This is a genomic window from Nocardioides sp. AN3, from assembly GCF_054653495.1.
Map to the genome: position 1 here is coordinate 117930 of NZ_BAAIGC010000007.1, position 20574 is coordinate 138503.

At 67.3% G+C, this 20574-nt stretch carries 19 protein-coding genes and 2 tRNA genes; 12 read left to right on the forward strand and 9 right to left on the reverse strand.

Annotated elements, in window-relative coordinates:
- Window positions 1–85: 85 nt before the first annotated feature.
- From ACYQ1K_RS10640 to ACYQ1K_RS10650, 3 genes are read right to left on the reverse strand one after another with little or no spacing between them, the layout of a single operon-like run.
- Window positions 86–712: a CbiQ family ECF transporter T component gene (locus ACYQ1K_RS10640; protein WP_459982948.1), complete on the reverse strand. Its 627-nt coding sequence runs from the start codon at window positions 710–712 to the stop codon at window positions 86–88.
- Entirely contained in the window at window positions 694–1413 is a 720-nt protein-coding gene (locus tag ACYQ1K_RS10645) for an energy-coupling factor ABC transporter ATP-binding protein (protein ID WP_459982949.1), read from the reverse strand. The genes ACYQ1K_RS10640 and ACYQ1K_RS10645 overlap by 19 nt, the downstream gene beginning before the upstream one ends.
- Window positions 1406–1996 (reverse strand): biotin transporter BioY, encoded by a 591-nt coding sequence (locus ACYQ1K_RS10650; RefSeq protein ID WP_459982950.1) that lies wholly within the window; start codon window positions 1994–1996, stop codon window positions 1406–1408. Before ACYQ1K_RS10650 ends, ACYQ1K_RS10645 begins: the two co-directional genes overlap by 8 nt.
- Before the next feature lie 113 nt (window positions 1997–2109).
- Here ACYQ1K_RS10650 and ACYQ1K_RS10655 point away from each other — a divergent pair, with 113 nt between their 5' ends.
- Window positions 2110–2670: a TetR/AcrR family transcriptional regulator C-terminal domain-containing protein gene (locus ACYQ1K_RS10655; protein WP_459982951.1), complete on the forward strand. Its 561-nt coding sequence runs from the start codon at window positions 2110–2112 to the stop codon at window positions 2668–2670.
- A gap of 54 nt (window positions 2671–2724) precedes the next feature.
- Here ACYQ1K_RS10655 and ACYQ1K_RS10660 read toward each other — a convergent pair whose 3' ends face one another.
- Complete coding sequence (locus tag ACYQ1K_RS10660) at window positions 2725–3759, reverse strand: 3-methyladenine DNA glycosylase (protein ID WP_459982952.1); 1035 nt, start codon at window positions 3757–3759, stop codon at window positions 2725–2727.
- A gap of 32 nt (window positions 3760–3791) precedes the next feature.
- Between ACYQ1K_RS10660 and ACYQ1K_RS10665 the strand changes: the two genes are divergently transcribed.
- From ACYQ1K_RS10665 to ACYQ1K_RS10685, 5 genes are all read left to right on the forward strand, one after another.
- Window positions 3792–4616 carry a fumarylacetoacetate hydrolase family protein gene (locus tag ACYQ1K_RS10665; protein ID WP_459982953.1) on the forward strand — a complete coding sequence of 275 codons (825 nt, stop codon included), beginning with the start codon at window positions 3792–3794 and terminating at the stop codon, window positions 4614–4616.
- 13 nt (window positions 4617–4629) lie between these two features.
- Window positions 4630–6093 (forward strand): glutamate--tRNA ligase, encoded by a 1464-nt coding sequence (gltX, locus tag ACYQ1K_RS10670; RefSeq protein ID WP_459982954.1) that lies wholly within the window; start codon window positions 4630–4632, stop codon window positions 6091–6093.
- A gap of 12 nt (window positions 6094–6105) precedes the next feature.
- Window positions 6106–7059, forward strand: a complete 954-nt coding sequence (locus ACYQ1K_RS10675) for a CPBP family intramembrane glutamic endopeptidase (RefSeq protein WP_459982955.1) — start codon at window positions 6106–6108, stop codon at window positions 7057–7059.
- Window positions 7060–7113: 54 nt separating this feature from the next.
- A tRNA-Gln gene (locus tag ACYQ1K_RS10680) sits at window positions 7114–7185 on the forward strand.
- Between the two features lie 71 nt (window positions 7186–7256).
- A tRNA-Glu gene (locus ACYQ1K_RS10685) sits at window positions 7257–7332 on the forward strand.
- Between the two features lie 93 nt (window positions 7333–7425).
- On the opposite strand, the gene ACYQ1K_RS10690 is transcribed toward ACYQ1K_RS10685, so the two are convergent.
- Window positions 7426–7749: a hypothetical protein gene (locus ACYQ1K_RS10690; protein WP_459982956.1), complete on the reverse strand. Its 324-nt coding sequence runs from the start codon at window positions 7747–7749 to the stop codon at window positions 7426–7428.
- Here ACYQ1K_RS10690 and ACYQ1K_RS10695 point away from each other — a divergent pair.
- Window positions 7739–7996 carry a hypothetical protein gene (locus ACYQ1K_RS10695; protein WP_459982957.1) on the forward strand — a complete coding sequence of 86 codons (258 nt, stop codon included), beginning with the start codon at window positions 7739–7741 and terminating at the stop codon, window positions 7994–7996. The genes ACYQ1K_RS10690 and ACYQ1K_RS10695 overlap by 11 nt on opposite strands.
- A 346-nt stretch (window positions 7997–8342) precedes the next feature.
- Here the strand turns inward: ACYQ1K_RS10695 and ACYQ1K_RS10700 are convergent, their stop codons facing one another.
- From ACYQ1K_RS10700 to ACYQ1K_RS10715, 4 genes are all read right to left on the reverse strand, one after another.
- Window positions 8343–9740, reverse strand: coding sequence for an LLM class flavin-dependent oxidoreductase (locus ACYQ1K_RS10700; protein ID WP_459982958.1), 1398 nt, complete (start codon window positions 9738–9740; stop codon window positions 8343–8345).
- Window positions 9741–9796: 56 nt separating this feature from the next.
- On the reverse strand, window positions 9797–11050 hold the full coding sequence (locus ACYQ1K_RS10705) for an MFS transporter (protein WP_459982959.1): 1254 nt from the start codon (window positions 11048–11050) through the stop codon (window positions 9797–9799).
- 157 nt (window positions 11051–11207) lie between these two features.
- Entirely contained in the window at window positions 11208–11546 is a 339-nt protein-coding gene (locus ACYQ1K_RS10710) for an NADPH-dependent FMN reductase (RefSeq protein WP_459982960.1), read from the reverse strand.
- A gap of 26 nt (window positions 11547–11572) precedes the next feature.
- Window positions 11573–12373 (reverse strand): hypothetical protein, encoded by an 801-nt coding sequence (locus ACYQ1K_RS10715; protein WP_459982961.1) that lies wholly within the window; start codon window positions 12371–12373, stop codon window positions 11573–11575.
- Between the two features lie 499 nt (window positions 12374–12872).
- Here ACYQ1K_RS10715 and ACYQ1K_RS10720 point away from each other — a divergent pair, with 499 nt between their 5' ends.
- The 5 genes from ACYQ1K_RS10720 to ACYQ1K_RS10740 all read left to right on the forward strand — a co-directional run bounded on the left by ACYQ1K_RS10720 (window position 12873) and on the right by ACYQ1K_RS10740 (window position 20459).
- A complete protein-coding gene (locus tag ACYQ1K_RS10720) occupies window positions 12873–15884 on the forward strand; it encodes an ATP-binding protein (protein ID WP_459982962.1) in 3012 nt (1003 codons plus the stop codon).
- A gap of 109 nt (window positions 15885–15993) precedes the next feature.
- Window positions 15994–16494 (forward strand): flavin reductase family protein, encoded by a 501-nt coding sequence (locus ACYQ1K_RS10725; RefSeq protein ID WP_459982963.1) that lies wholly within the window; start codon window positions 15994–15996, stop codon window positions 16492–16494.
- 49 nt (window positions 16495–16543) lie between these two features.
- Window positions 16544–18040, forward strand: a complete 1497-nt coding sequence (locus ACYQ1K_RS10730) for an aldehyde dehydrogenase family protein (RefSeq protein ID WP_459982964.1) — start codon at window positions 16544–16546, stop codon at window positions 18038–18040.
- 89 nt (window positions 18041–18129) lie between these two features.
- On the forward strand, window positions 18130–19749 hold the full coding sequence (locus ACYQ1K_RS10735; RefSeq protein WP_459982965.1) for an AMP-binding protein: 1620 nt from the start codon (window positions 18130–18132) through the stop codon (window positions 19747–19749).
- Window positions 19750–19976: 227 nt separating this feature from the next.
- A complete protein-coding gene (locus ACYQ1K_RS10740; protein ID WP_459982966.1) occupies window positions 19977–20459 on the forward strand; it encodes a hypothetical protein in 483 nt (160 codons plus the stop codon).
- Window positions 20460–20574 lie beyond the last annotated feature (115 nt).

Genomic DNA, 20574 nt, shown 5'->3' on the forward strand with positions numbered 1-20574 from the left:
CAGCCGAGTCGTCACTTCTCGTGCGGAGTTCCGCGGGGGAAGTGACCGTTCGGCTGCATACCTCGACGAACACGCAGCGCGTCGGTCAGCCGTCGCCGATCCCACGAGCGTGCAGGGCGTCGCCGGTCTCGTGGGCGCGGGCGACGACGCGGATGACGAAGGGCGTCAGGTAGGCACGCGGCGTCCGAAGGCCGCGGGCTCGCGCGGCGTCGCGTGTCTCGAGCACGAGGGCGAAGGTGGCCGGCAGAGACTGGATCGCGAGTCCCACGGTCAGCGCGACCCGCTCCGGGTCGACGCCGATCCGGCGCAGGGGCGTGATCCAGCGGACGAACGCGTCGAGCATGTCCGTCACGGCCGTCGTGTGGCTCAGCGTCAGGCCGAGGAGCCCGAGGGTGAGCAGGTCGAGGAGCGACTCGACCGCGCGGGCGGGTCCGATCGACCACCACTGCAGCAGGGCGATCGCCACCGCGAGCAGCAGCAGGGCGCGCAGCGTGCGCACGATCTGGAGCAGCGGGATCCGCGCCAGCGCCGCGACGGCCAGCGCTCCGGCGAAGAAGACGACCGCGGAGAGGGGGCCGCGGACGACGACGAGGGCGATGCTCGCGATGATCAGGCCGAGCAGCTTCGGACCGACCGGTGCTCGATGCAGGAGCGAGGTGCCCGGCCGGTAGACGCCCAGTCCGTCGAGGTAGCTCACCGCTCGGCCGGACACGACCCCTCCCAGGCGGGTGTGGAAGTCGCAACCGACTCGACGTAGTCGGCGACGGCGTCGGGGGCGGGACCGTCGTAGCGGATGCGACCGTCCTCGACGACGATCCCGCGGTCGCAGCGAGCGGCCAGGGCGAGGTCGTGGGTGACGAGGACCAGCTGCTGGGGGAGCGAGAGCAAGAGGTCGCCGATGAGGCGGGTGTTGGCGAGGTCGAGGAGCGTGGTCGGCTCGTCGGCGACGAGGACGTCCGGCTCGACCGCGAGGACGCCGGCAAGAGCGAGCAGCTGACGCTGTCCGCCGGAGAGCGCGTGGACGCTGACGTCGGCGCGGTCCTCGAGCCCGAAGCGGGCGAGTGTGGCCAGGGCGGCGGGTCGACGCTCGGCGCGGGGGAGCCGCTTGCGGAGGGAGAGCTCGACGTCCTCGACGCACGTCGGCATGACCAGCTGCGCGGACGGGTCGGTGAAGCAGAAGCCGACCTGCCGGCGCACGTGGGCGCCGTGGCCCACCGTGTCGTGGCTGTCGACGAGCACGCGACCGACGGTGGGCTCGATCAGCCCGTTGATCAGGCGCGCGAGCGTCGACTTGCCGGAGCCGTTGCCGCCGATGACCGCGATGCGCTGCTCGCGCAGCACGAGGTCGGTGGGCGCCAGGATCGTCCGCTCGCCAGCGGTGACCCCGGCGCCCTCGAAGACGATCTCAGCCACGGCGTCCCAGCAGTGCGGGGAACGCCCGGTGCACCTCGGCGGCCACGATCGCGGCCACGGCGGCCTTCACGATGTCGCCGAGCCAGAACGGCGCGTCGAAGGAGGCCGCCTTCGCCCACGAGACGTCGAGGCTGAGGTGGAGGCCCAGGATGCCGGCGGCGTGGTTGACGAGCACCGCGGCCAGTGCCGGCACGAAGAGGAAGACGGCCCGCGTGCGGTTGGCACCGACCAGCAGGGCGCCCAGCCCGGCCACGGCCGTCATGAGCGGGAAGCTGTAGAGGTAGCCCGCCGTCGGACCCGTGAACACCGCGGCGCCCGACGTGTGCTCGGCGAAGACCGGGAGACCCACGAGACCGAGGAGGAGATAGAGCGACGCCGCCAGGAAGCCGCGCACCGGACCGAGCACGAGGCCCGTGAGGATCAGGGCGAAGGTCTGCAGGGTCAGCGGCACGCCGGCGCCGCCGACGGGGATGGCGGCGACATACGCGGCCGCCGCGATCAGCGCCGCAAAGACCGCGATCAGTGCGAGGTCGGTGGTCGTGAAGCGGCGCCGGCCGGTCGCATTGGCGGGTGTCTCGGTCATGGTCATGCGTCTGGCTTCCTGTCGGGACCTGAACGGTGGTCAGGTGAACGTTGTTCAGGTTAAGGTGGGCCCGCGTGCCGGTCAAACGGTGCCACGAACGGGAAGCAGGTGACATGCGCTATCGCCGCGACGACGTGGTCGCCCGGGCGGTCGACGTGCTCGACGGCTATGGGCTGGCGGACCTGACGATGCGGCGGCTCGGCGCGGAGCTCGGCGTGCAGCCGAGTGCGCTCTACCACCACTTCGCCAACAAGCAGTCGCTCCTCGCGGCCGTCGCGGACGAGATCCTGGCGCGAGCGTCATGGCCGGCCGACGGATCGTGGGAGGAGCGCGCGACCGGGATCTGCTCGGTGCTGCGCGACGCGCTGCTCGCCTACCGCGACGGCGCGGAGGTCGTCGCCACCGTGTGGTCGTTCGGACTCGGCGCGGCGTATCCCTATGAGGCGCTCCTCGACGCACTCCGCGAGGCCGGACTGTCCGAGCTCGCGCCCGTGGCCGCCCGGACGCTGCTGCACTACGTCTACGGGCACGCGGTCGACGAGCAGACGCACCTGCAGGCGGCCTCCGTCGGCGCGATCGACGATGAGCCGCGTGAGTCGTCGGACTTCGAGACCGGCCTGGGGCTCGTCATGGCCGGCATCCAGCTCGCCGTGGCGGTGCGGCAGGCGTCCTGACGCCGGTCCACTGAAGGGTCCGCGTACACGGGTACACCGAAGTCGGTGTCGGACTCAGCGTCCCCCCGTGGCGCCAGCGCTGACGGCGGACTTCGGTGTACCCGTGTACGTGAGCAGTCGCTCGCACTCGTCGATGAGGCGCTGGCGGATGGGCTGGGCTCGCTCGGCGAAGCCACGCTGAAGCTCCGCGTAGACGCGCTTGCCGTCGGGTGTCTCGATCCGCACCGGCGACCATTCCTCGCCGGAGGGGTCCAGTCTCAGGCCCGTCATGTCATACGGAGCAGCGCGCATGTCGAGGATCCGGATGTCCCAGGCGAGCTCGAACGCGTCGGCGACGAGGTCGGAGCCGACCATCGGGGTGAGCCGGTAGGCGTGCATGTAGAGGTCCATGCCCCCGTGCAGGCAGCCGGGCTGCTCGAAGTCGGGCCGGTCGTGCGACGCGGGGGAGAGGGCGTTGAGCGGCACCGCCGACGGCGTGAAGAACCGGAAGGCGTCGAAGTGGGAGCAGGCGATCCGGTGGGACTCGACCACCGCGTCGGTCGCCGCCCCGCCGAGCCGGAGTGGCTGCGGGTGTCGGGTCTCGTCGGCGCGGTAGACCATCGCCCACTCGTGCAGCCCGAAGCAGCCGAAGTTTGCCGCCCGGTCTGCGGTGGCGCGCAGGAGGCGGAGGAGCGTCTCGACGAGCGTGCGCTGGGAGGCGACGTACTCGGGGGAGACGGTGATGATCTCGTGACGGGTCTCGATACGCTCGCTCGCGCTCGCGCTCGCGCTCGCTGCTCGACCGGCGAGGTCGTCGCTGGTCGAGTAGCCCTCGCGAGGGACGAGCGAGGGCGTATCGAGACCCTCGGCGAGCGGGGCGTAGCCCTTGAGACCGGCGTACTCGGCGGCGTCGGCCAGCCCGATCCCAGCTCCGGGGTGCCAGCGCAGCAGCTGCGCGGGGCGCTGGGAGTAGTAGGTGAAGAGGAAGTCGTGCACGGGGTGCTTGACGCGGGCCTCGCGGCGGGCGAGGTGGGGGTCGACGTACGGGGCGAGGCGGGCGCGGTGTGACGCGGCCCGGGTCTCCCACTCGTCCCGCGACAGCACCTCCACAGACACAGAGGGTAGGTCGATAGGCTCCCAGGGTGCGCATCGCGAGATTCACCACCGGTGGAGACCCTCAGTACGGCGTGATCGCCGGTGAGCTCGACCAGTTCGGTCAGCCGGAGGAGGATGCGCAGGTCCTCGTGCTGGCCGGAGACCCGCTTTACGCGGGGCTGAACCCGACCCAGCAGACGCTCCCGTTGAGCGAGGTGAAGCTGCTCGCGCCGGTGATCCCGCGCAGCAAGGTGGTCGCGATCGGCAAGAACTACGCCGACCACATCGCCGAGATGGCGAATGTGACGGGCGGCGAGGCGCCGACCGAGCCGATGTTCTTCCTCAAGCCCAACACCAGCGTGATCGGCCCGGGCGATGCGATCGTCTATCCCGAGCAGTCGGAGAACGTTCACTTCGAGGGCGAGCTCGCCGTCGTCATCGGCCGCATCTGCAAGGACGTGCCGGCCGAGAAGGCGGCGGACGTCATCTTCGGCTACACCCTCGCCAACGACGTCAGCGCGCGCGACCTGCAGGTCAAGGACAAGCAGTGGAGCCGCGCGAAGGGCTTCGACACCTTCTGCCCGCTGGGCCCGTGGATCGAGACAGAGCTGACCCTCGACGAGATCAAGAAGGGCATCGACCTCAAGACCTATCTGCAAGGCGACGTCAAGCAGGACGGCACGACGGCCGACCTGATCTTCGACATCCCGAGGATCATCGCGCACGTGAGCGCCGCGATGACCCTGCTGCCCGGAGACGTCATCCTCACCGGCACCCCCGCCGGCGTCGGGCCGATGGAGCCGGGCGACGAGGTCGAGGTGACGTCCTCGCGGCTGGGCGCCCTGACCAACACCGTCATCAAGAAGTCCTGAAGAAGGAAGTGTTGTGACCGTTCGCGTCCGTTTCTGCCCGTCCCCGACCGGCTCCCCGCACGTCGGCTTCGCTCGCACGGCGCTCTACAACTGGGCCTTCGCGCGCCACCATGGTGGCACCTTCGTCTTCCGCATCGAGGACACCGACAAGGAGCGCAGCACCCAGGAGTCGCTCGACTCGATGATCGGCGCGATGCAGTGGCTGGGGCTCAACTGGGACGAGGGCCCGCTGGTCGGCGGACCGCACGGCCCCTACCGGCAGTCCGAGCGTGGCGACCTCTACCGCGAGGTGCTCGACAAGCTGGCCCACTCGAAGTTCACCTACGACTGCTACTGCACCAACGACGAGGTGGCGGCGCGCCGGCTCGAGAGCGGCTCCAAGGTCATGGGGTACGACGGCCACTGCCGCGAGCTCAGCACCGAGCAGCTCGAGCGGTTCCGCGCCGAGGGTCGCCAGCCGGTCGTGCGGTTCCGAATGCCCGACGGGTCGATCACCTGGAACGACCTGGTCCGCGGGGAGATCACGTTCGAGACGCAGTACGTCCCCGACTTCGCGCTGTGCCGCGCCAACGGCGACCCGCTCTACACGCTGGTCAACCCCGTCGACGACGCGCTGATGGAGATCACCCACGTGCTGCGCGGCGAGGACCTACTCTCCTCGACGCCGCGGCAGATCCCGCTGCACCAGGCGCTCGTCGAGCTGGGGATCTCGAAGGGCGTGCCGGAGTTCGGTCACCTTCCCTTCGTCATGGGGGAGGGCAACAAGAAGCTGTCCAAGCGCGACCCGCAGGCGCACCTGTTCGGCTACCGCGAGGACGGCTTCCTTCCCGAGGGCCTGCTCAACTACCTCGCCCTGCTCGGGTGGGCGATCTCCGGCGACCGCGACATCTTCACCCTCGAGGAGATGGTCGAGGCGTTCGACATCCGCGATGTGAACCCCAACCCTGCGCGCTTCGACCTCAAGAAGGCGGAGGCCATCAACGCCTCGCACATGCGCATGCTGTCGATCGACCAGATCACCGAGCGGGCGTTGCCGTACCTCAAGAAGGAAGGCGTCCTCACCGATCCGGTGAGCCCCGCCGACCAGCAGCTTCTCGAGCTCGCCATGCCGTTCGTCGCCGAGCGGATCAACAAGCTCACCGAGGCCGCGCCGATGCTCGGCTTCCTGTTCGTCGCCGAGGACCACTTCACCGTCGACGAGACCGACAAGGCCAAGCTCGTGGACACCGACGAGGGGCAGGCCGTCGTGCAGGCGGCGTACGACGCCCTCGCACGCGTCGAGCCGTGGTCCGCTGCTCGGATCAGCGATGCGCTGACGCAGGCGCTGGTCGAGGAGATGGGACTCAAGCCGCGGGTGGCCTTCGGTGCGGTCCGGGTGGCCGTCACCGGGCGCCGGGTCAGCCCGCCGCTCTTCGAGTCCCTCGAGCTGCTCGGCCGCGACCGCAGTCTCGGGCGGCTCCAGTCGGCCCTGGCCTGAGGGGTTTCGGCGATGCAGGCGGGGCTGGAGTACCACGAGCTGCACCGGGGCGGTGTGACGAGCTGGTGGCGCGCGCTGATCGGCGTGGTCGTGCTCCTGCTGAACTTCATCGGGTTCATGCTGTTCCCGCTCCTGCTGCTCGCCGTGTTCACCGCCGTGTTCGTGGCGCAGGGCGACACCCCGGGGGAGGCCGTCGACCGGCTGACCGGCGACACCGTCACGCCGGCGTACCTGGCCTTCCTCAACCTCAACCTGGCCACGGCGATCCCCACGGTCATGCTGCTGACCTACGTCCTGCACGGCTGGCTCAGGCCCGGCTGGATCGCCTCCGTGGCCGGGCGGATGCGCTGGAAGTGGATGCTGCTGTGCTTCGGCATCGCGGTGGTGGCGCTCTTCGCCACGCTGGTCGTCTCTGCGCTGCTGCCGGCGGCCGGGTCGGACGATGATCTCGGTGGCAAGGTCAACCACTTCACCTCGACGACCCGTGACTACCTGCTCGTCATCCTCCTCCTCACGCCGCTGCAGGCGGCGGGCGAGGAGTATGCCTTCCGCGGCTACCTCACCCAGGCCTTCGGCGGGGTCTTCAGGCGGCGGTGGGTCGCCGTGGTCGTTCCCGCTGTGCTCTTCGCGTTGGCGCACGGCTCGCAGGGCATCCCGGTGTTCTTCGACCGCCTGGCGTTCGGGCTGGTCGCGGGCGTCCTGGTCATCGTCACGGGCGGCCTCGAGGCCGGCATCGCGATGCACGTGCTCAACAACTTCCTGGCCTTCGGTCTGGCGCTCGCCTTCGGCGACATGACCACGGCCTTGAAGGCGTCGGAGAGCAGCTGGTGGATGATCCCCAGCACGCTGACGCAGTCCCTGGTCTACCTGGGGCTGGTGACGTACGCCGCCCGCCGCTTGGGCATCGCGCGACGGACCGCCGGTGAGACGGCCACCGTTTTGGTCGGCCAAACCCCGCCCGTGTAAGGTTCCTTCTCGGTTCGAACGCCTGGCGGACGAGCCGTTCGGCTGTTAAGTCGATGGTCTATGGTGTAATTGGCAGCACGACTGATTCTGGTTCAGTTAGTCTAGGTTCGAGTCCTAGTAGACCAGCGGATCCTCTTTGAGGATTTGGTGCGGAATCCCAGCTCCGGCTAGTGTTCTGCGAGTTGTCCGAAGGACATGCCCCCGTTGTGTAGCGGCCTAGCACGCCTGCCTCTCACGCAGGTAGCGCCGGTTCGAATCCGGTCGGGGGTACCAACCGCAACAGGCCCTGACCAGCAGAGATGCTGGTCAGGGCCTGTTGCGTTATTGCGGCGCTCGATGGTGCCCGCGACGAGGCGCCGCAGGCGATCAGCCGCCGGTATCGCGCTCAGCGTGCCCAACGGACTGCGCTTCGCGACTCTCAGGAGGCGACTGGCGGAGGATCAAGATGTGCCCGAGGCCGATGCCGAGGGTGGCGTTGACGAGGGTGTCGGTGCGGAGCTCGAAGGCCTCCACTGGGTCGTCGAGGCCGTCAGCGTGCACGGGGATGCCGACCACCCGCGCGGTGGTGCCAGGTGGGAACGGGACTGCGGTGGTGACGGGCGTGAAGTCGTTGGCATCCGCGGTGGCGACGACCGTGTGCACCTGGACGGAGACCGTGCGGCCGCTGGGGCGCGACAGTGTGACCGGCACCGAAGCAACCGTCGATCCGGCGGCAGGCGTCGGTGACGCTGACGTCGGCCAGTCGGAAGACTGGCGGTGGGTCGTCGTCATCGGCGATGCCGCGGGCGCTGGTGCGCCGGATCGTGAGACCTCGCTGTGCGGACAGGTGCAGCCGGATCATCTCGGTTGGCTCGTCGAGACTGTCGCCGAGCACCGGCACCCGCACCACGGGGCGGGTCGCCCCGAGGGCGACGCGCATGCGGACCCGTTGCTGTAGGTAGTCGAGGCCTGCTCTGGCGCCGTTGTCGGCCGTGGTCACCAGGACACTGGTGGCGAGTGGGCCGGTCGAGGCTGAGCGCGAAGGCCAAGGTGGAGCGCGAGCCGTGCGTTCGCTCACGCGAGCGTCGGAAAGCGACACCGCCGGAACCGGTGGGTCCGGGGTCCGGTGGGAGCTTCTCAGGAAGGCGAAGCAGTAGCCGCGGGCGTGAGTGCGCTTCACGGGGCGTCACTCCGCCGCGTACCATCTAGGTCGCGCCACAATGCCGCGCGAGCTCGTGTGCCCGATCAGCGAGTCGAGACCTCTGACCGGCGGAGCAGGTCAGAGGCCTCGATCTTGGGTGCTGTTAGGCGACGCTCTCTCTTTCTGTCTCATCGGAGCTCTCGTGCCGATAGCCGTGACCCGGGTGGCGTTCGTTGAGCAAGGGTCCCTCGCCGAACAACTTCTCCCGGTAGGTGCCCTCCTGGTAGGCGGTCTTGTAACGACCGCGACTCTGGAGTTCCGGTACGACGAGGTCGATGAAGTCGTCGTAGGCCTCGGGAAGCACGATGCGGCCGAGGTTGAACCCGTCGATGTCCGTCTCGTCCATCCACCGCTGGAGTTCGTCGGCAACGGTCGTTACCGAGCCGACGACCAGGGGGCCGAGGCCGGCCAGACCGACCTGCTCGGCAATGGCGCGCGGCGTCCACACGCGGTCTCCGTCGACGCTGGTGAACATGGTGGCGATCGACCGGACGCTCTCGGACTCCACCTGGTCGAGCGGTGAGTCCAGGTCGTACTTGGAGAAGTCGATCCCGGTCCAGCCGGCGACCAGGGCGAGAGCGCCGTCGTGGTTCACGTATTGCTTGTAGTCCTCGAGCTTGGCGTGAGCCTCCTCGTCGGTCTCGGCAACGACGACGGTCATCCAGGCCAGCACCTTGGCGTCGCCCTCATCGCGGCCGGCGGCGACCAGCCCCTCCCGGAGGCCCTTGACCGCGCCGCCCAGAGCTCCGGTCGACGGGGCGACGACGAAGACGCACTCGGCGTGGGCCGCCGCGAAGGCTGTGCCCTTCGGGGAGGCGCCGGCCTGATAGAGCACAGGGGTGCGCTGTGCCGATGGCTCGCAAGGGTGGATGGCCTCGAACTGGAGGTGGTCGCCGTCGTGGCTGATCTTGTGGATCTTCGACGGATCCGTGAAGACTCCGTTCTCGCGGTTCACCATCACGGCGTCGTCCTCCCAGCTGGACTCCCAGAGCTTGTACATGATGTCGATGTACTCCTCCGCGATCTCGTAGCGAGTGTCGTGGGAGATCTGGTCGTCCTGTCCGACGCTCTTGGCGGCGCTGGCGAGGTAGCCCGTGACGATGTTCCAGGCGACCCGGCCCTTGGTGAGGTGGTCGAGGGTCGACATCCGGCGGGCAAAGGGCAGCGGAGGTTCGTAGGTCAGCGAGCCCGTGATTCCGAAGCCGAGGTGTTCGGTCGCCGCGGCCATGGCTGGAACGATCATCATGGGGTCGCAAACCGGGATCTGTACACCGTTGCGGATGGCCGTCTCCGGGTCGCCGCGGTAGACGTCGTACACCCCGAACACGTCGGCGAGGAACAGGCCGTCGAAGAGACCACGTTCGAGGGTCTGGGCGAGCTCCGTCCAGTACTCGAGGGTGTTGTAGTCGCGCGACTTGTCGCGGGGGTGGCGCCACATCCCAGTTGCGATGTGGCTGAGGCAGTTCATATTGAAAGCGTTGATGCGGATTTCCTTGGCCATGATCGGCTCCTTGATGTGACGGAAGGTGTGCTCGGCAGGCGGTACGACCGGTCAAGTCATCGACGGCCTCCTGCCAGTCGCAGCGAGTCCGAGCTCGCGCGAAGCCTCGACATCGCGACAGTCCCGACGAACGGCCCGATCGCGAGGAGGCTGAACGCGACCGGCCAGCCGATCCGTTCGTGCGCGGTGCCCAGGAGCTGGATGCTGCCCAGGGTCAGCAGGAAGCCGAGGCAGGTCTGCAGCGTCAACATGCTGCCGATCGCCTCAGGGGGAGAGAGCTCGCTGACGCTGGCGGAGAACTGCGCGGAGTCGGCGATCACGGTCACGCCCCACACGAGACCCACTGCCAGTACCGCCAGGGGCGGTACGTCGACGAGCCATCCCATGATCAGTGCGCAGGTGCCGCTGAGGGACATCGCGCCCATCGTCGTTGCGGTGCGACCGAAACGATCCGCGCAACGTCCTCCGAGAACCGCTCCGATGGCCCCCACCCCGATGGTCGCGAAGGTGGCGAGGCTGGCCGATGATCCTGGGTTATGCACGCCTGTGGTGGTGAAGCTCGTGACGTAGAACGTCCCGATCCACGCCCACATGGCGTAGAGCTCCCACATGTGGCCGAGGTAGCCGATGTTGGCCAGGCGGAGGGGTCGGTCCTTCCACATCTGGGTGATCTGGCCGAGCTGAAGCCTTCCACGGGAAGACTGGCGGTGGCCGCTGGTGAACAGGCGAATCCCGAGTCCACCCGTGGCCGCGGCAGCTGCAGCGACGACGTAGATCAGCCGGTAGTCGACCTCGAGGAAGCTGGAGACGAGGTGAGGTGCGGCTGACCCGAGGGTGAGGGCTCCTACCAGCAGTCCCATGAGCAGACCGAGGTCGTTCGTCGCCCACGTCGCGGCCAGGCGTAGCCCGATCGGGTACACGCCGGCGAGTGCCATGCCCGTGAGCACGCGCAGCAGGATGGCGGGCCAGGAGACGGCGGGGAGCCAGACCAGGCAGAGGGTTGCGCCCGCAGCCAGCATTGATGCACCCATGAAGTAGCGCAGGGGATCGAGCCCGTCCGCCAGCCTGAGCAGTGCACTCAGCAGGGTGCCCAGGACGAACCCGACCTGTACGGCGCTGGTGAGGGCGGCGAGTCGGAACGGTGTCGATCCGGGCTGCTCCGAGATCTGTGGGATCACGGCGGTCGATGAGAACCACACGGTCATCACGAGGACCTCACAGCCGAGCAGGATCAGCATCGCGCGGACCTTGTCGGGGTGGTTTCCCCGGGTGGAAGCGCCTGAGAGCACCGCCACGTTGCTCTTGTTCATGGGGTGAGGCCCTTTCTGTGCGCATGCGATCGCGCGAGACGGAGCCAGTGGGCCAGATGATCACCCGCGGTGACCTCGTCCTCGGTCAGGTAGAGACCGCGGACCGGACAACTCGCGCCGAGTTCGACCAGGACCGGGCGGAGGGTGAGCTCCGGGGTCATGGCGTGGCCCGGCCCGGCCCGGCCCCGAGCATCATGGGAAATGCGGTGGCTCCCTCAAGGGAGTTGCCGGGCAGCTTGTCGAGGAAGAGCTTGAGCAAGCCGGTGTAGGTGCCCTTGTACGTCGGCGAGGTCACCAGGAGCATCGACGCGTTGGACACCGTCGCCAGCGCCCGGTCAGCGGCCTCGTCGGAGGTCTGCAGGAGCCCTGCTCCAAAGGTGGCGATGTCGATGACCTCGTCCACCCCGGCGTCGAACAACTGATGCGCGACCTCCCGGGCGGCCTGCAAGGTCCTGGAACCAGGCTTGGGATTGCCCACCAACACAATGTTCGACATCGGAAACTCCTTCCGCGGAGGCACGCTCAGTGAGCGTCTTCCCAGACGCCCGGCGTCCGTTGACTGATCCAGCGGTACGGCGCGGAACCGATGCCCCAGACGAGTGGGAACGACAGCGACCAGAAGACGAGGTGCCAGGCATAGACCTGGGCTTCCAGCTGGGCCAGCGCGTGTTCGGCGAACAGGTTGTCGAAGACGACGCCCAGGAGGGCCGCGATGGCGGCTGACCACGCGATGACGCTGACCATGGCCACAGCGGTGCCGAACGGCTGACGGATCCGGCTGAAGGGCCAGCACTGCAGCATCGCCAGTACGCCGAAGTTCGTGCCGCACCACACGGCGAAGAAGATGCTCCACGACGCGTTCGGCGCTCCCACCGTCCACGGGCCGGTAGGCGGTGCGGACGTCCAGAGTCCAAGAGCCGCGGAAGCGCCGACGACGGTTGCGGTGAGGACGGCGAGGATCGCCCAGGCGTACAAGCTCTTCACCGGTTGACGGATGCCGCGCAGCAGGTAGCCGAAACCGCCCGTCACCAACAGGGTCTGCGCAATCGGGAACCAGAACGGCGGGATCCAGGTGATGGTCAACACCACGACGAGGGTCAAGCCGATCCAGACGACGGCGTTAAGCATGGTGCGCCGCCCGGGTGTCAGATGGGCAGCGTGCGCTTCCTCGCCAACGAAGCTGGTCACGGCGATCCAGAACCAGAGCGTCGCAATGATGGGAAAGGCGAGCTTCGCCATGTCGATGCCGAACCAAACGTGGAGCGCCTGCCAGCTGAGGAACGCACTGGCCAACGCCACCACGGTGATGACCAGCGCCCGCATTGTCGCCGAGGAGATCTTCGCGAAGGGCCCGTAGCCGGCCAGAGCCAGGGCGGAGGCAATCGCGGCGCCCACGGTCGCGGTCCAGATACTCGCGAGGGGTGGTGCGAGGGTATCGAGCCCTGATGAGTTGATCCACCGCATGCCGGCGTACGACCCTGCGGCCGCGACGAAGACGCCGATGATCCACGGGACTCCAGCGCTTGGCCTGGAGAGCCCGACGGGGACCGCCCCCGTGTCGAGAGTGGGTTGCTCGAAGGGTTCTGTGTCATACGCGGCTGTACTCATGACGTCTCGCTCTCGGGTGGGTGCCTCGGTGCTGCCCATCGTGTGATGGGTCGACGATGGCGGGGTTACGTACCCACCACGGGAATTTCCACGGAGACTGGTTCGGCGGCGCCCGGCGGGCATAGCCTCCAGTTGGGGCGGGGCGGCGATCGGGAGCGCGGTCGCGACATGGAGTGCAACGTCGTGGACGGTTGGACCGTCGGTGGAGGGATCAGTGGAGCGCGAGAAGGACTCCTCGACAGGGGGCTCACTGCAGGAGCGGTTCGTCACCCAACGTGAGGCAGAAGTGCTGGCTGCCATCCGCCGACGGATGTCCAACGCCGAGATCGCCGAGAACCTCACCATCTCGGTGCGGACCGTCGAGAGCCATGTCTCGTCCCTGTTGGCGAAGTTCGGGGTGGGCAACAGGTCGCTGCTGGTCAACCTCGCCGAGGAAGCCGGCCGCTCCTGGATCGACCAACTGGAGCCGCCGTCCGGATTGCTGCGCATGGCCGATGTCGGGGCCTGCGTCGGGCGAGCCGATCAGTTGCGTTCGCTCAGCAGATCCTGGGGGCTTGCCAAGGCAGGTACCCCTGAAGTCGCCTTTCTTGCGGGGGAAGCCGGCATCGGAAAGACGCGTCTGGCCGCGGAGTTCGCCAAGTCCACGCTCGCCGATGGCTCGATCGTCATGTTCGGCCGCTGCGACGAGGATCGCCAAGGGCCCTTCGAGGCCTTCGGTGACGCGCTGGCGCCGTACGTCACGTTCTGTCCCGCCGAACGGCTCCACTCGGACGTGGGCGAATTGCTGGGTGACCTCTCGCGCATCATGCCGAGCGTCGGGTCCCGCCTGCCGCGTCCGATGGATGCCCTGCAGTCCGATGCCAACGTGGCACGGATGCGCCTGTTCGAGGCGGTGAAGCGCCTCCTGCGTGGTGCCGGAGAAGCGGCCCCGGTCCTCTTGGTCATCGATGACCTGCACTGGGCGCCGCAATCGACGCTGAACCTGCTGAAGTACCTGCTGCGTGGGCAACTGCGCGGACCGGTGATGGTCCTGGGCACCTACCGAGACGTCGGCCAGTCGCCGGGCTTCGCTGCCTTCCTCGCCGAGGTACGCCGCGACGCCGTCCACTCCCAATTGGCGCTCAAGGGGCTGAACCAGTTCGACGTGGGAGAGCTGGTGCTCGAGTCGGGCGCGGCGCCGGTTGAGTCCCGCGAAGCCCTCGCCCTCGAGATCTTCGCGGAGACCCGGGGCCACCCGTTCTTCACCGTCGAGGTGATCCGCAACCTCCACGAATCCGCGATGAGGGCGCGGTCGGATGAGCAGCGTGCGGTTCCTGTCGGGGTGCAGGAAGTGATCACGCATCGGGCCAACCGGTTGAGCCCGGAGGCCCGCCGAGTCCTGAGGATCGCCGCGGTCCTTGGCCAGGAGTTCGACCTGTCAATGCTGCAGGCCGTCGCCGAGATCACCGAATCGGTGATGGTGGATTGCATCGAGGAAGCCGAGACCGCGAATCTGGTCATCGATGTGACGGACGGATCAAGTTCCTCCAGCACGGAGCGTTACTCGTTCGCCCACGCCATCGTCCGGCGTACCGTCCTGGCGTCCCTGTCGCTGCCTCGCCGACGCCGGCTTCACGCGATGGTTGCCCGCGTCATCGAGGAGCAGTACCCGAACTCGCTCGAGTCCCGGGCCGATGAGATCGCCAGGCATCTCGTCGAAGCCGGTCAGGTCACCGACAGCCTGCAGACTCTTCGTTACCTGACGATGGCCGGACGGTCGGCCCTCAATGTTGCGGCGCCGGAGGAAGCTCTCCGATTCTTCAAGCGGGCCGAGGGAATGCTCGACTTCGCCGAGGTTTCAGATGTCGTCGAGCTGAGGTTCCAGATCGGTCTTGCCGAGCGCAGCCTGGGGCGCTGGATGGATGCGGTGGCGTCGTGGCAGGAGTCCCTTCGTCTTGCCGCCAAGGTCATTGACCCGACGCTCATTGCTCGCACGTGCGCCGCTGCGAACCACAACATCGTGTTCGCCCTGCGCACGGACGAGGCCCGCCAGCTCACTGAGGAAGCACTGGGACTTCTCGGTCCGGCTCCGACCTCGGAGCGTGGTCAGCTCCTCGGTGCCTTGTCGTTCTCAAGCGCCTGGTCCGGTGACTACACGACCTGTGTGGAAGCGATCGCCGAGGAACTTTCGATCGCAGCCGTGCTCGGGGACGAGGCGTTGCGGGCCCACGGATTGGCGATGAAGACGCTCGGTCACGCAGCCTTCCTGGAGCACAGGGCAGCGGTGGAGCACTGCGCGGAAGCGGCTGAAGTGCTTCGCCGCGTGGATGACAGTTGGACGTTGAGCAGCATGTTCGGATTCATGAGTTATGCCCTGGTGGGGTTGGGCAGATTCGCGGAGGCTCGTGCCGTGGGGATGGAGCTGACCCCCCTTGCAGAACGTGTCGGCAATTACGGGGCCATGCAGCAGTGGGCGCGCATGAGCGCGATGATCGACTTCTTCGAGCGGGGCGATCTTGCCGAGCTCGAGCACTTCGCCCTGGCGGACCTGGCGTTCTGTCGCTCGGTCGGGGTCGGGCTGCGCGACCACTCCCTGGGGTGGGCCGGGATGGCCAAGTTCCTGGCAGGGGACTGGGACGAGGCGGAGACCTACCTCGAGGCCGCACACTCCGCGGAGCCGGACAGCGCCATGGTGGGTTGGGCCTGGGCCTCGCTCTACGAGTTCCATGCGTACGCCGGGCACACCGCGCTCGCAGACGACCTGCTGCGCCGCTACGAGCACAACCTCCCTAGGCCGGACGGCGCCAACACCTGTGGCTCGTGGACGATGGCGCTGGCCGCGGCAGAGGGACTTGCCGTCCTGGGCGACTTCAAGCGATCTGCAGCGTTGCTGCCGGTAATCGAGGCGTGCATCGAACGCACCGGCGTCATCTGCATCGAGTACCGGGGCGGCCGCCTCCTTGCCCGTGCGGCCGGCATCGCAGCGGCCGCTGGAGGTGACTGGGAACGAGCTGAGCACCACTTCGAGAACGCACGCAAACAGGCTGAAGCGCTGCCCCACATCGTCGAGCTGGCCCACACCCTCCGCCTTCACGGCGCGATGCTCCACGAGACGGCCCAGCATCAGGAGAAACGGGCGAACACCTTGCTCAAGCAGGCGCGGGACATCTACCAGCGGTTGTCGATGCCCCGCCATGAAGCCCTGTGCACGGACCGGCTGGACGTGGGCCAGCGCGGCCACGCCTGAGCCCGTTGCCCCTCTCCGTGCAGATCTCGGTGATCTTCACGGATGTGAGCATTCCCTTGCGGTAGCACGCTCTTTCCATGCAATGAACCCGAATGAAGGGAGCATGGAGATGAGCACCACAGTTGCAAGCGGTCTGGACACCCAGCTGCTCAGGGGGACCTTCGGCTGCTTCCCCTCGGGAGTCACAGCCATCTGCGCAGTCGTCGAGAGCAGGCCACTTGGGATCGTGGCCAGCTCATACACGAGCGTGTCGATGGACCCGCCACTCGTGTCGGTCTGCATGGCTTCCACCTCCTCGACGTGGCCCCTGTTGCGTCACTCGGCGAGGTTCGGGATCAACGTCCTGGCCGAGGGTCAGGGCGAGCTCTGTCGTCAGCTTGCGACCAAGGACACTGACCGGTTTGCGGGTGTCGACTTCGAGACCACCAGCGCCGGCGCGGTCCTCATGTCGGAGAGCGCAACTTGGCTCGAGTGCAGCATCCACTCCGAGCTCGACGCCGGCGATCACACGATCGTGTTGTTCGAGATCCACGAGGTGAGCCGGCAGCCCCACAAGGCGCCCCTTGTCTTCCACGCCTCGAAGTTTTGCCAACTGGCACAGGCCGTCTAGCTCGTCGACGCACGAAACCTGCAGTAACCCAAACCACCAAGGAGACACCATGACCGCCGTTGCAGACGTCCAGATCCAGCCCCGGGTTCGAGAGTTCTTGTCCGGCAGCAAGAGACTGCTCATCGGTGGTGACTGGGTCGAAGCCGCGTCGGGCCGGACGTTCCCGACGTACGACCCGGCGACCGGAGAGAAGCTCACGTACGTCGCGCACGGCGACGCCACGGATGTCGACCGGGCAGTGAAGGCGGCGCGTGCCGCCTTCGAGGGCCCTTGGTCGCGGATGAAGTCGGCCGAGCGCGAGCGCTTGATCTGGCGGGTGGGTGACCTGCTCTCCGAGCGCGCCGAGATCTTCGGCCAGCTGGAATCCCTGGACAACGGCAAGTCCGCCGTAATCGCGCAGGTTGTCGACACCGAGTGGGCCGCCGATGTGTTCCGGTACTACGCCGGCTGGGCCACCAAGATCCAAGGCAGCACGGTCAACGTCTCGATGCCGTTCGCCCCGGACGCCGAGTTCCATGCCTACACACTGCGGGAGGCCGTCGGCGTGTGCGGGCAGATCGTCCCTTGGAACTTCCCGCTCCTGATGTCGGCCTGGAAGATCGCCCCGGCGCTCGCGGCGGGCAATACCGTCGTACTCAAGCCTGCGGAGCAGACGCCACTGACCGCCTTGCTCCTCGGCGAGCTCTTCGAGGAAGCCGGTTTCCCGCCGGGTGTGGTCAACGTCGTCACCGGGTACGGCGATGCAGGTGCTGCCCTCGCCGCGCACCATGACGTCGACAAGGTCGCGTTCACGGGTTCGACGGAGGTCGGGAAGCTCGTCGTCGACGCGGCCAAGGGCAACCTGAAGAAGGTCTCGCTCGAGCTCGGCGGCAAGAGCCCCAACATCGTCTTCGCCGATGCGGACTTCGACCTCGCGGTCGCCGGTTCGGTCAACGCCTGGCTGTTCAACCACGGACAGTGCTGCGTCGCCGGCACCCGTCTCTTCGTCGAGGACACGATCTTCGAGGACTTCACCCAGGCCGTCGCCGAAGCCGCCTCTCAGGTCAAGATCGGCCCAGGGATGGAGCCGACGACCCAGCTCGGCCCGCTCGTGTCGCAAGAACAGTTCGACCGCGTGACCGGCTACATGGCTGCCGGTCTCGCCGACGGGGCCAGGGCGCTCACCGGCGGCAATCGTTTCGGAGATCGCGGCTTCTTCGTCGAGCCCACCGTCTTCGTCGACGTCGACCCCTCGTTCTCGATCGTTCGTGAGGAGATCTTCGGCCCGGTCGTCGCAGCCATGCCCTTCAACGCAGCCGACGACATCGCCGCTGCAGCCAACGACAGCGAATACGGTCTCGCGGCAGGCATCTGGACCCGGGATGTCTCCCGTGCCCACAAGGTCGCCAAGCGACTCAAGGCCGGTTCGGTGTGGGTCAACCAGTACAACGGGTTCGACACCGCACTCCCGTTCGGCGGCTACAAGCAATCGGGCTGGGGTCGCGAACTCGGCGGAGCCGCACTCGACCTGTACACGCAGACGAAGGCCGTCAACGTCGCTCTCTGAGCCACGAGACCTGCCAGTGAGATCTCCGACCCGGGTGTGGACCACCCGCCCGGGTCGGAGCACCAACTTCGACATGGAGGAAGACTCCCGTGGATTCGTATGCCGCTGGCGAAGCCAGCACGACACTGCTCCAGGAGACGATCGGCGCGCACTTCGAGCGCATCGCACTCGAGTTCGCCGACGGCGAGGCTCTCGTGGAGGTGGCGTCCGGTCGCCGCTGGACCTACGCCGAACTGAACGGTGACATCGACGCCTTCGCCCGGGGGCTGCTGTCGGCCGGCATCGCCAAGGGTGACCGCGTCGGTGTCTGGGCGCCGAACTGCGCGGAGTGGACGATTGCGCAGTACGCGACCGCCAAGATCGGCGCGATCCTGGTCAACATCAATCCGGCGTACCGCACCCGCGAACTGGCCTACGTGCTCAGTCAGTCAGGCGTGAAGCTGCTGATCTCGGCCACGGACTTCAAGACCAGTGACTACCGGGCAATGATCGGCGAGGTCCGGCACGAGACTCCCGTCGAGCAGGTGATCTTCATCGACACCGACGAGTGGACCGACCTGGTCGCCGGCGGTGAGACCCTTCCTCAAAGGGCCGTCGCCGACCGCATGGCCACCTTGGGAAGCGATGACCCGATCAACATCCAGTACACCTCAGGCACGACCGGCTTTCCGAAGGGAGCCACGCTGAGCCACGCCAACATCCTGAACAACGCCTTCTTGACCACGGGTGTTCTCAACTTCACCCATGCGGACCGGCTGTGCATTCCGGTGCCGTTCTACCACTGCTTCGGGATGGTGATGGGCAACCTCGGTTGCACTACGCACGGGGCCACTATGGTGATTCCTTCGGCCGGCTTCGAACCGCTGATCACCCTGCAAACGATCCAGGACGAGCAGTGCACCGGTGTGTACGGCGTCCCCACCATGTTCATCGCGATGCTGAACGCTCCGGGGTTCGCGTCCTTCGACCTCTCCACCCTGCGGACCGGGATCATGGCCGGGTCTCCGTGTCCGGTCGAGGTGATGAAGCGGTGCATCGACGAGATGGGGATGACCGAAGTCGCGATCGCCTACGGGATGACCGAGACCTCACCGATCGCGACCCAGACGCGCATCGACGACGACCTGGACCGGCGTACGGCGACCATCGGGCGGGCCCATCCCCACGTGGAGATCAAGATCATCGACCCCGTCACCGGGAAGACCGTCGAGCGCGGTGAGCCGGGCGAGTTCTGCACCCGTGGCTACTCGGTGATGCTGGGCTATTGGAACGACCCGGAGAAGACCGCCGAGGCGATCGACGCCGACGGCTGGATGCACACCGGCGACCTGGCCGTGATGCGCCACGACGGCTACTGCGCGATCGTCGGCCGGATCAAGGACATGGTCATCCGGGGCGGGGAGAACATCTACCCGCGGGAAATCGAGGAGTTCCTCTACACCCACCCCGACATCGAGGACGTCCAGGTCGTCGGCGTGCCCGACCAGAAGTACGGCGAAGAACTCTGCGCCTGGATCAAGCTCCGTCCCGGAGCCGAGCCTCTGGACTGTGAAGGAGTCCGGGCGTTCGCGGCGGGGAGGCTCGCGCACTACAAGATCCCGCACTATGTCCTGATCGTTGAGGAGTTCCCCATGACCGTCACCGGGAAGATCCGCAAGGTCGAGATGCGGGAGGAATCCGCTCGTCGCCTCGGACTCAGTTCTGGATGAGGCAGAGGGCGCTGACCTTCGGCAGCCCCGAGGTGACCCATTCCGCCGCTGATGGCGTCCATCATCCGTTCGGACCTGCGATGGTTCTTTCGCCAATCGGGGGGATGATGGTGGAGAGCCGTCGCGGTGTGATGTATCAGGCGCGGACCTCGATGGCTTGGCTGCGTTGTGGGCGGAGGCTTACTTGAGGTCGAAAGCCCGATCACTCTTACTGCCCGGGAGCTCTGATGACGAACTACGAGCGCGAGCCCCTTGACGAGCTTGAAGAGGTGCGGGGCGTCTTCTACGGCGGCCAGGGTCAGGTTGGACAGCAGTTCGTCGTCACGAACAGGCGCCTGCTTTTCGCCCCCATCAAGTTGATCAAGAACATCGCGAACGACGTTGCGATCAAAGGTGCCGCGTATGTCGCCGGCCAACTGAAAGTGCCTGGTGCCGAGCTGGTCGGGGAGATCTTGCAGTCCTATGCGCCTTTCGATGCTCGTACAGTCTGGCTCAGACACATCGTCGGCGTTCGTGCCGGAAGTAACGGGGGCTGGTTCAAGGCTCCCCAGCTGATCTATACGACGGATACGGAAGACGTCGAGTCGATCGGTGTTGTACGAGGCATGTGGGCTCTTAGCAAGGATCCCAGGAATCTTTCGATACGCGACCAAATGGTCGTTGTCCTGACCCAGGCAGTAGCGGACGCTAAGCGCGTCGCGGGCACCTGACTCCCAGTAGGACGGCGCGCTCGACCGCGGACAGCGCGTCGCTCCGCGTCGGTGCCGCTCACCCGCGATCGGATCTGGCGATGGAGCGGACCGCCTCCGGAGGCGATGCGAGCGC